The organism is Streptomyces sp. CRN 30, from assembly GCF_034105845.1.
This window is the reverse complement of record NZ_JAVRHI010000323.1, coordinates 1-9,332: the sequence shown is the minus strand read 5'-3', so window position 1 is coordinate 9,332 and position 9,332 is coordinate 1. Positions and strand designations below refer to the sequence as shown.

Below are 9,332 nucleotides of genomic sequence, written 5' to 3'. Positions count from 1 at the left end.
AGCGGCCGTCGGCGGCGCGACCGTCGGCGGCACAGCGGCCGTCGGCGGCGCGGCGGGACCCGGAATCGCGGCAGTCGGCGGCGGCGATGTCGGCGTCGGCGGCGGCGTCGGGTGTTGGAACGGCGGTGCCGGGGCCCATGGTCCCGGCTCCCCGTACGGCGGCGTGTCGTACAGGCTCGGATCGTACGGAGTCGGGCTCCGCCCCGCTTCGAGGTCCGCGGCCGCCGGGCCCGCCTTCTCCAGGTTGACCGGCGCCGGACGGGGCTCGGCCAGTTCGAAGTCCTGGTCGCCCCCGGAGGGACCGGGCTTCCCCTCGTTCATGTTCTCCTCACAGCCTCACCGCGCCCCGGGCGCCCCGGGCGCCCTGACGGATTCAATCAGGTCGGGACGCCCGCGTGCGGAGGCCGGTCACGGGGTGGAAGGCAGCGAGGAAGCGGCCGGGGAGGGGTCGGGGACGGCGTCGGTGAGCAGGCCGGGCGGGTTGACCTCCGTCGTCGTGAGCCAGGAGGTCAGGGAGACCGGCGGCACCGCGTCGAACGGACGTATCAGCGGGGACATCGCGACGGCTCCCGCCATGACGGGCGCCGCCAGGGACTGCCCGGCCGGGTCGTCGGGGCCCGCCGAGGGCGCCGGCAGACCCGGCAGCAGCGGGGCGGAGACCGCGGTGGGGGCCACGGGCGTCCCGCCCAGCGAACCCTGCGCGTCGGTCTGTCCGAGCAGCGGGCCGGCCGCGCGGCGCCGCAGCGACTCGGGGGCGGTGGCCGAACCGGTGCCCTGTGTGCGGGCCGGCGTGACGTTGCTCCCGGTGCCGGACGCGCCGCGGGCCTCCGTGGTGGTGTCCGGCACCCCGGCCGTGACACCGCCGAGGGCGACCGCGGCGAGCGACACCGCTCCGGCGGCGGCCCACGCGAACCGCAGCCCGCGCGACGCCGACCGCTCGGCGTCGTGCCGTCCGACGTCGTGTATGCGGAAGCCGCGGCCCAGCATGGCGGGTGCCGGCACGGACGCGTGCGACCGGGAGGGGACGTAGTCGAACTCGAACCGCGGGCCCCGCTTCACGCCGAAGGCGCCGGTGCCGCCGAACCGCCCCGCCAGATCGGGCAGTCCGGCCGGCGGTCCGTCGCCCCCCGGCGGTGAGTCGTCGCCCGCGGGCAGCCCTTGGAGGCGGGCCAGGAAACTCTCGGACGGGGCCGGCGGCGCGGCCTCCGCGAAGACGTTCTTCAACCGGCGCTGCGCGTCGACCTCCGCCTTGCACTTGTGGCAGGTGGCCACGTGCGCCAGCACGCGCTCACGCGCGTCATGACCGAGCTCGCCGTCCACCAGGGCGGAGAGTCGGTCTCCCAGATGCTGCTCTGCGAGGTGCCCCTCGCCTTTCGGCCGTGACCCACTCACGCGCTCGCGCCCCCTCCTCCCAGTGCGGGAACACGGGCGACGAACGAGCGGCGCCCGGCACGCGCCTCGGGCGAGCGGTGCGCCAGGGCCTTGCGCAGCTGGGAGCGGCCGCGGTGGATCCGCGAGCGCACCGTGCCGAGCTTGACGCCCAGGGTGGCGGCGATCTCCTCGTACGACAGCCCCTCGATGTCGCACAGGACGACGGCGGCGCGGAACTCGGGCGCGAGGGTGTCCAGCGCCTGCTGGACGTCGGCGTCGAAGTGCGCGTCGTTGAAGACCTGCTGAGGGGTGGGCTCCCGGCTGGGCAGCCGCTCGGCGGCGTCGTCGCCGAGGGCGTCGAAGCGGATGCGCTGCTTGCGGCGGACCATGTCCAGGAAGAGGTTGGTCGTGATGCGGTGCAGCCAGCCCTCGAAGGTGCCCGGCGTGTACGTCGACAGGGAGCGGAAGACGCGGACGAAGACCTCCTGGGTGAGGTCCTCGGCGTCGTGCTGGTTGCCGGTGAGGCGGTAGGCGAGGCGGTACACCCGGCCGCTGTGTGTGCTGACGATCTCCTCCCAGGTGGGCGGAGTCCACGCCTGAGCGTCCGCGTCGGTGGAGAAGGTCGCGGTGCGGTCCTGGCCGGCGGTGCCGGCGGCGTGGCTGTGGTCAGCAGCGGTGTCGTTCACGGATTTCGGCCTGCCCGCCGATCCGAGGAAGCGCCGCAGCACTCCCGCACGATCCACAGGCGCGGCCGCACCTCCCCTGTCGGCTCTGGTGGTGTCCAGTGGAGTCCCTACCATAGCCACCTCGCCCGTTAGCTCCGGATAAGCGGTTTTACGAGAATTTGATTCGGGCCGACCCGGGTCGGCCGTCTCGTCCCCGCCCCTTCAAACGACCGGTCCCATCTGCGGGTTCCCGACGCCAACGGATACAGTCACGCCGAGGCTTCAACGGGGACAGGAGAGGGTCATTACCGGCAACCGGCAGACGAGCTGGGCGTTCGCCGACGCCTATGTCGCCGAGGACGACGCGCTGCGCTGGGCCCGCGACCGGGCCCTGGACGCGGGCCTGCGCTCGGTGACGCCCGGCACGGGCTCCGCGCTGCGGTTGCTCGCCGCCGCCGTGGACGCCAAGGCCGTCGCGGAGATCGGGACCGGGTGCGGTGTCTCCGGTATCCACCTGCTGCACGGGATGCGGCCGGACGGTGTGCTCACGACCGTCGATCCGGAGCCGGAGCACCAGCAGTTCGCCCGCCAGGCCTTCCGGGCCTCGGGGTTCGCCAGCAACCGGGCGCGGTTCATCCCGGGCCGGGCCCTGGACGTGCTGCCGCGGCTGGCGGACGCCGGTTACGACCTCGTCTTCTGCGACGGCGACCGGCTGGAGTACTGCGACTATCTCGCTGAATCGTTGCGCCTGCTGCGGCCCGGCGGACTGATCGTCTTCGAGGGCGTCTTCGCGGGTGGCCGGACCGTCGACTCCGGTCCGCAGCCCACCGAGGTGCTGCGGCTGCGGGAGTTGCTGCGCACGGTGCGGGAGAGCCAGGAGCTGGTGCCTTCCCTGCTGCCGGTGGGCGAGGGCCTGCTGTGCGCGGTGAAGCGGTAGCGGCTCGGGCGCGGCGCTCCCCGGCGGTCGGCGGCCGGTCCGGCGCGGCGCTTCCCGGCGCTCGGCGGCCGGGACGCCGTTCGCCCCGGTACCGCGTGCGGTACCGGGGCGAACGGACGGGTATGGTCGCTCGTGTGTCAGCCGACGACCTTCTTGAGGGCGTCGCCCAGTGCGTCGGCCTCGTCAGGGGTCAGCTCGACCACGAGTCGACCGCCGCCTTCGAGCGGAACGCGCATGACGATGCCCCGCCCCTCCTTGGTCACCTCGAGCGGGCCATCGCCCGTCCGCGGCTTCATGGCCGCCATGCTCGTTCCCCTTCCTGATACCAGTTCATCGTCCAGGCCGACGGCCCGCGAGGGCACGCGCAGCCCCGTAACGGGGCACGCGACACCGGCATCGAACACATTGCTTCCAGGCCATTATCCCGCATCGCAGGACCCGATGACCAACATCGGTCGGCATCGCTTGGGCAACGCGCGCGAGCAAAACCACTCAATTCGGCGATGGGACTGCGATACTGCGCGCCCTCACCCACTTCCCGCGGAGGAAAACGGACCGGAATTCTTTGACGCAGGTCACACCTCACCCGCGGTCCGATCCCGGTGATCTCCGTCATGCTGTCCTGCGGAAAGGACGTACCGACGGGTACGTCCGTACGCGACGACGCGGAGGGACACGCCATGGCCGACACCGTGCTCTACGAGGTGAGCGACGGGCTCGCGACGATCACCCTGAACCGTCCCGGGGCGATGAACGCGCTGAACGTCGAGACCAAGGTCGCCCTCCGGGAGGCGGCGCGGGCCGCCGCGGACGACGACGCGGTGCGCGCGGTGCTGCTGACCGCGGCCGGCGACCGGGCGTTCTGCGTCGGCCAGGACCTCAAGGAGCACATCGGGCTGCTCGCCGAGGACCGGGAGACCGGCGAGGGCCGGACGATGAGCACCGTGCGGGAGCACTACAACCCGATCGTGCGAGCGCTGGTGGAGGCGCCGAAGCCCGTGGTCGCCGCCGTCAACGGGGTGGCGGCGGGGGCCGGGCTCGGTTTCGCGCTCGCCGCGGACCACCGGATCGTCGCGGAGACGGCGTCCTTCACCACCTCGTTCGCCGGCGTGGCGCTCACCGCCGACTCCGGCGTCTCCTGGACGCTGCCGCGGGTCGTCGGGCCGGGCCGCGCCGCCGACCTGCTGCTCTTCCCTCGCACGATCACCGCCCGGGAGGCGTTCGAGCTGGGCATCGCCGACCGTCTCGTGCCGGCCGCGGAGCTGCGCGCGGAGGCCGAGAGGACGGCTCGGGCGCTGGCCGAGGGGCCGACGGTGGCGTACGCGGCGCTGAAGGAGTCGATGGCGTACGGCCTGACGCACTCGCTGGCCGAGACGCTGGAGAAGGAGGACGAACTGCAGACGCGGGCGGGGTCCTCGCAGGACCACGCCATCGCGGTGCGGGCGTTCGTCGACAAGGAGAAGCCGAAGTACCTGGGCCGGTGAGGCACCGGCCCCCCGGTCAGCTCCGGCGGGCCACGCACTCCGCCAGGTGGTCGTCGACCAGGCCGCAGGCCTGCATCAGGGCGTAGGCCGTGGTCGGGCCGACGAAGCGCAGGCCACGCTTCTTCAGGGCCTTGGACAGCGCCGTCGACTCGGGGGTGACCGCCGGGACGTCGGCGAGGGTCTCCGGCACCGGCCGGTCCGCCGGGTCGGGGGCGTACGACCAGATCAGCCCGTCCAGCTCGCCCGGGGCCCAGCCGGCCAGCTCCCGGGCGTTGGCGAGGGTCGCGTCGATCTTGGCGCGGTTGCGGATGATGCCCGCGTCGGCGAGCAGCCGTTCCCGGTCGGCGTCGGTGAAGGCGGCCACCGCGGTGACGGCGAACCCGGCGAAGGCGGCGCGGAAGCCGGGGCGGCGGCGCAGGATGGTGATCCAGGAGAGGCCGGACTGGAAGGCCTCCAGGCTGAGCCGCTCGAACAGCGCGTCGTCGCCGTGGACCGGGCGGCCCCACTCCTCGTCGTGGTACGCGACGTAGTCGGCGGTGGACAGGGCCCAGGGGCAGCGCGGGGCGCCGTCCGGCCCGGCGACCGCGGCACCGGCGCTCAACGCCGACCCTCCGGGCCGGGCCCACCGGACTTGCGGAACACCCCGGAGCCGCCGTCCACACCGAAGGCTCCATCCGGACCGGAAGTGCCCTCCGGACCGGAAGTGCCCTCCGCACCGGGCGTGCCGTCCGCACCAGAAGTCCCGCCCGCACCAGGCACCCCGTACGCCCCGCCCGCACCCGGCGCCCCGTACACCCCAGCCACACCCGGCGCCCCCGGCACCCCCGACGCCCCGGGAGCCCCCGGCACCCCAGGCCGCCCACGCTCCCCCGTCTCCGCGTGCCGCGCCTCCCTGCGGGCGCCCGACAGGGCCGTCTCCAGGTCTGCGATGCGGGCGTCGCGTTCGGCGAGTTCGGCGCCGAGGCGGCCGAGCGCGTCGTCGACGTCGGCCATGCGGTAGCCGCGGACGGCGAGCGGGAAGCGCAGGCTCTCCACGTCGGCGCGGTCCACCGGGCGTTCGGCCGGCAGCGGGTCCACCAGCCGCTCGGGCGCCGCGTCGGGCAGCGGGCCGCTGTCGCCGCCGCCGACCACGGCGAGGGTCACCGCGGCGACCACCACGGCGAGCGCGACGACCAGGAACAGGAACATAACCACCGCTGGGGCCCCCACGGTCGGATGATCGAATGGACCGGACCCGGTTGCGTCCGGACTCGGATGTGTCAGGTCGATCGTGCCATGCGAGTCTGACAGCCGGGGCCGCAGGCGGGCGGCACACAGGACGTCGGAGAGGGAGTCACAGGGGATGCTCAGGCTGGGCAGGCGCGCGTTCGGGGCGCACGAGCCGGTGATCATGGCGATCGTGAACCGGACCCCGGACTCCTTCTACGACCGGGGGGCCACGTTCGGCGACGAGCAGGCGCTCGCGCGCGTGGAGCGGGCCGTGGCCGAGGGCGCCGCGATCATCGACGTCGGCGGGGTGAAGGCCGGTCCGGGCGACGAGGTGACGGCCGAGGAGGAGGCGCGGCGGACGGTCGGCTTCGTCGCCGAGGTGCGGCGCCGTTTCCCGGATGTGGTGATCAGCGTGGACACCTGGCGGCACGAGGTCGGCGAGGCGGTCTGCGAGGCCGGCGCCGACCTGCTGAACGACGCGTGGGGCGGGGTCGACCCGAAGCTGGCCGAGGTCGCGGGCCGCTACGGCGTGGGCCTGGTCTGCACGCACGCGGGGGGCGCCGAACCGCGCACCCGTCCGCACCGGGTGACGTACGAGGACGTCATGGCCGACATCCTCGACGTGACGGTGGGTCTCGCCGAGCGCGCGGTCTCCCTCGGCGTGGACCGGGAGTCGGTCCTGATCGACCCCGGGCACGACTTCGGCAAGAACACCCGGCACAGCCTGGAGGCGACCCGGCGGCTCGGCGAGATGGCGGCGACGGGCTGGCCGGTGCTGGTCTCCCTGTCCAACAAGGACTTCGTCGGGGAGACCCTCGACAGGCCCGTGCGGGAGCGCCTGCTGGGGACGCTGGCGACGACGGCGGTCTCCGCCTGGCTCGGCGCGCGGGTCTACCGGGTGCACGAGGTGGCGGAGACCCGGCAGGTGCTGGACATGGTGGCGTCCATCGCGGGCCACCGCCCGCCCGCGGTGGCCCGCCGCGGGCTCGCCTGAGCCCTACGAAAGTCAGCGCCCGGCCTCCTTGGAGACCAGCGCGACCGCCTCGTCCACGTCGTCGGTCACGTGGAACAGCAGCAGGTCCTTCTCGGCCGCCTTGCCCTGGGCGACCAGCGTGTTCGTCAGCCAGTCGACGAGGCCGCCCCAGTACTCCGTGCCGAAGAGCACGATCGGGAAGCGGGTCACCTTCTGGGTCTGCACCAGGGTGAGGGCCTCGAACAGCTCGTCGAGGGTGCCGAGGCCGCCGGGCAGGACCACGAAGCCCTGCGCGTACTTCACGAACATCATCTTCCGTACGAAGAAGTAGCGGAAGTTGAGCCCGATGTCGACGTACGGGTTGAGGCCCTGTTCGAAGGGCAGCTCGATACCGAGACCCACGGAGATGCCGCTCGCCTCGCAGGCGCCCTTGTTGGCGGCCTCCATGGCGCCGGGGCCGCCGCCGGTGATGACCGCGAACCCGGCGTCCACCAGGCCGCGGCCGAGCCGCACCCCGGCCTCGTACTCCGGCGAGTCCGAGGGGGTGCGGGCGGAGCCGAAGACGCTGATCGCGGGCGGCAGTTCGGCGAGGGTCCCGAAGCCCTCGATGAACTCGGACTGGATGCGCAGCACCCGCCAGGGGTCGGTGTGCACCCAGTCGGTCGGCGCGCGCTCGTCCAGCAGCCGCTGGTCGGTCGTACTCGCCTGGACCTGGTCCCGCCTGCGGAGGACCGGTCCGAGGCGCTGCTCGTCCGGCGGCTGCTTCTTTCCCTCTGGATTGCCAGTGGCCACAGGGCTCCCTCCGTCGGTGCGGGTCGTTCCACCTCAGCGTAGGTCTACGCGGGTTACGTACGAGGGACCTCAGCATGTCCGCCGTACGGCCGCTCAAACCAGCGCGTCGCTCACGCGGTCAGCCAGGCCCGCAGCCGCTCCTCGCCCGCGAGGACCTTGGCGACCTCCACGCGCTCGTCGCGCTTGTGGGCCAGATGGGGGTTGCCGGGGCCGTAGTTGACCGCGGGGACGCCGAGCGCGGAGAAACGGGAGACGTCCGTCCAGCCGTACTTCGGCAGCGGGGTGCCGCCGACCGCCTCGATGAACGCCGCGGCGGCCGGGTGGGAGAGCCCCGGCCGGGCCGCTCCGCTGTGGTCGTCGACCACGAAGTCGCTCACCCCGCACTCCGCGAAGACCTCGCGGACGTGGGCGAGGGCCTCCTCGGGGGTGCGGTCGGGCGCGTAGCGGAAGTTGACGGTGACCACGCACTCGTCGGGGATGACGTTGCCGGCCACACCCCCGGAGATGCCCACGGCGTTGAGTCCCTCGCGGTACTCCAGGCCGTCGATCACCGGCCACCGGGGCTCGTAGGCGGCGAGGCGGGCGAGGATCGGGGCGGCGGCGTGGATGGCGTTGGAGCCCATCCAGCTCCGCGCGGAGTGCGCGCGCTCGCCCGAGGTCTTCAGCAGCACCCGCAGCGTGCCCTGGCAGCCGCCCTCGACCTGGCCGTCCGAGGGCTCCAGAAGGACCGCGAAGTCGCCCTCCAGCCACTCGGGGCGCGCCTCGGCGACGTGCTTCAGGCCGTTGAGGTCGGCGGCGACCTCCTCGTTGTCGTAGAAGACGAAGGTCAGGTCGCGGTTGGGGGCCGGGACGGTGGCGGCGATGCGCAGCTGCACCGCGACGCCCGCCTTCATGTCGCAGGTGCCGCAGCCCCACAGCACGCCGTCGTCGTCGAGGCGCGAGGGGACGTTGTCCGCGATGGGCACCGTGTCGATGTGGCCGGCGAGGATCACCCGTTCGTCGCGCCCCAGGCCGGTCCGCGCCAGGACGTTGTTGCCGTACCGCTCCACCGTCAGGTGCGGCAGGGCGCGCAGCGCGTGCTCGATCGCGTCGGCGAGCGGCTTCTCGGAGCCGCTGACGGAGGGGAAGTCGACCAGTCGCGCGGTCAGCTCGGCGGCGTCGAGGGTGAGGTCAAGCGGGGTGTCGGCCATGGAGTCGACCCTAACCTCATGCCCTTCGGGGCATCGCTCGTGCCTGATACGTCCCTGATCCTGCCCTCCAGTACCTTGTACCCCGTGTCGTACCCCTCCTCCCTCCGCAAGCGCCGCGGCCGCCTCTTCCGTACCGGGGCGGCCCTCGTGGTGCTGACCGCGCTGGCCGGCTATCTCGCGGTCCAGTACCTCACCGCGGGTCCGGGCGGGGCCGGCTGCGCGGTCGTCTCCGCGGACGGCGGCGAGCGGTACGCGTTCACGCCGGAGCAGGCGGTGAACGCCGCGACCGTCACGGCCGTCGGCACGGCGCGCGGGCTGCCCGAAAGGGCGGTGACCATCGCTCTGGCGACCGCGCTCCAGGAGTCGGCGCTGCACAACATCCGGCACGGCGACCGGGACTCGCTCGGCCTGTTCCAGCAGCGCCCCTCGCAGGGCTGGGGCACGCCGGAGCAGATCATGGACCCGACCTACGCGGCGGGGAGGTTCTACGAGCAGCTGTCCGACGTGCCCGGCTACACGCGGCTGCCGCTGACGGTGGCCGCCCAGCGGGTGCAGCGCAGCGGTTTCCCGGAGGCGTACGCCAAACACGAGCCGGACGCCACGCTGCTGGCCGCGGCGCTCACGGGGCGCTCCGCGGCCACGCTGACCTGCTCGGGCCGCCCCGGCGCCACCGGGGCGAGCGGTGCGCGGGCGGTGCGGGCCGCGCTGGAG

Annotated in this window: 10 protein-coding genes and 1 pseudogene; 4 read left to right on the top strand and 7 right to left on the bottom strand. The window is 73.6% G+C overall.

Annotated features, from left to right (window positions below):
• Positions 1 to 408: 408 nt before the first annotated feature.
• Together UW392_RS34660 and sigE are read right to left on the bottom strand one after the other, a co-directional pair.
• Positions 409 to 1,392 carry an anti-sigma factor family protein gene (locus tag UW392_RS34660; protein ID WP_320779169.1) on the bottom strand — a complete coding sequence of 328 codons (984 nt, stop codon included), beginning with the start codon at positions 1,390 to 1,392 and terminating at the stop codon, positions 409 to 411.
• Entirely contained in the window at positions 1,389 to 2,099 is a 711-nt protein-coding gene (gene sigE, locus UW392_RS34655) for an RNA polymerase sigma factor SigE (protein ID WP_320779172.1), read from the bottom strand. Before sigE ends, UW392_RS34660 begins: the two co-directional genes overlap by 4 nt.
• Before the next feature lie 175 nt (positions 2,100 to 2,274).
• Between sigE and UW392_RS34650 the strand changes: the two genes are divergently transcribed.
• Complete coding sequence (locus tag UW392_RS34650) at positions 2,275 to 2,973, top strand: O-methyltransferase (protein WP_320779171.1); 699 nt, start codon at positions 2,275 to 2,277, stop codon at positions 2,971 to 2,973.
• Between the two features lie 137 nt (positions 2,974 to 3,110).
• On the opposite strand, the gene UW392_RS34645 is transcribed toward UW392_RS34650, so the two are convergent.
• On the bottom strand, positions 3,111 to 3,278 hold the full coding sequence (locus tag UW392_RS34645) for a DUF3117 domain-containing protein (RefSeq protein WP_003966491.1): 168 nt from the start codon (positions 3,276 to 3,278) through the stop codon (positions 3,111 to 3,113).
• A gap of 375 nt (positions 3,279 to 3,653) precedes the next feature.
• On the opposite strand from UW392_RS34645, the gene UW392_RS34640 reads away from it, so the two are divergent.
• A complete protein-coding gene (locus UW392_RS34640; RefSeq protein WP_320779170.1) occupies positions 3,654 to 4,457 on the top strand; it encodes an enoyl-CoA hydratase/isomerase family protein in 804 nt (267 codons plus the stop codon).
• Between the two features lie 16 nt (positions 4,458 to 4,473).
• Here UW392_RS34640 and UW392_RS34635 read toward each other — a convergent pair whose 3' ends face one another.
• Entirely contained in the window at positions 4,474 to 5,058 is a 585-nt protein-coding gene (locus UW392_RS34635; protein WP_320779168.1) for a DNA-3-methyladenine glycosylase I, read from the bottom strand.
• Between the two features lie 278 nt (positions 5,059 to 5,336).
• Positions 5,337 to 5,651: pseudogene (locus tag UW392_RS34630) on the bottom strand (DivIVA domain-containing protein); the annotation flags it as partial.
• A 148-nt stretch (positions 5,652 to 5,799) separates the two neighbouring features.
• Between UW392_RS34630 and folP the strand changes: the two are divergent.
• Positions 5,800 to 6,660: a dihydropteroate synthase gene (gene folP, locus UW392_RS34625; RefSeq protein WP_320779167.1), complete on the top strand. Its 861-nt coding sequence runs from the start codon at positions 5,800 to 5,802 to the stop codon at positions 6,658 to 6,660.
• Between the two features lie 12 nt (positions 6,661 to 6,672).
• Here folP and UW392_RS34620 read toward each other — a convergent pair whose 3' ends face one another.
• Both UW392_RS34620 and dapE read right to left on the bottom strand, forming a co-directional pair.
• Positions 6,673 to 7,431 (bottom strand): TIGR00730 family Rossman fold protein, encoded by a 759-nt coding sequence (locus UW392_RS34620; RefSeq protein ID WP_320779166.1) that lies wholly within the window; start codon positions 7,429 to 7,431, stop codon positions 6,673 to 6,675.
• 110 nt (positions 7,432 to 7,541) lie between these two features.
• On the bottom strand, positions 7,542 to 8,621 hold the full coding sequence (gene dapE, locus UW392_RS34615; protein WP_320779165.1) for a succinyl-diaminopimelate desuccinylase: 1,080 nt from the start codon (positions 8,619 to 8,621) through the stop codon (positions 7,542 to 7,544).
• Between the two features lie 84 nt (positions 8,622 to 8,705).
• Between dapE and UW392_RS34610 the strand changes: the two genes are divergently transcribed.
• Positions 8,706 to 9,332, top strand: a 627-nt coding sequence (locus UW392_RS34610) for a hypothetical protein (RefSeq protein WP_320779164.1), incomplete at its 3' end; no start/stop codon positions are given.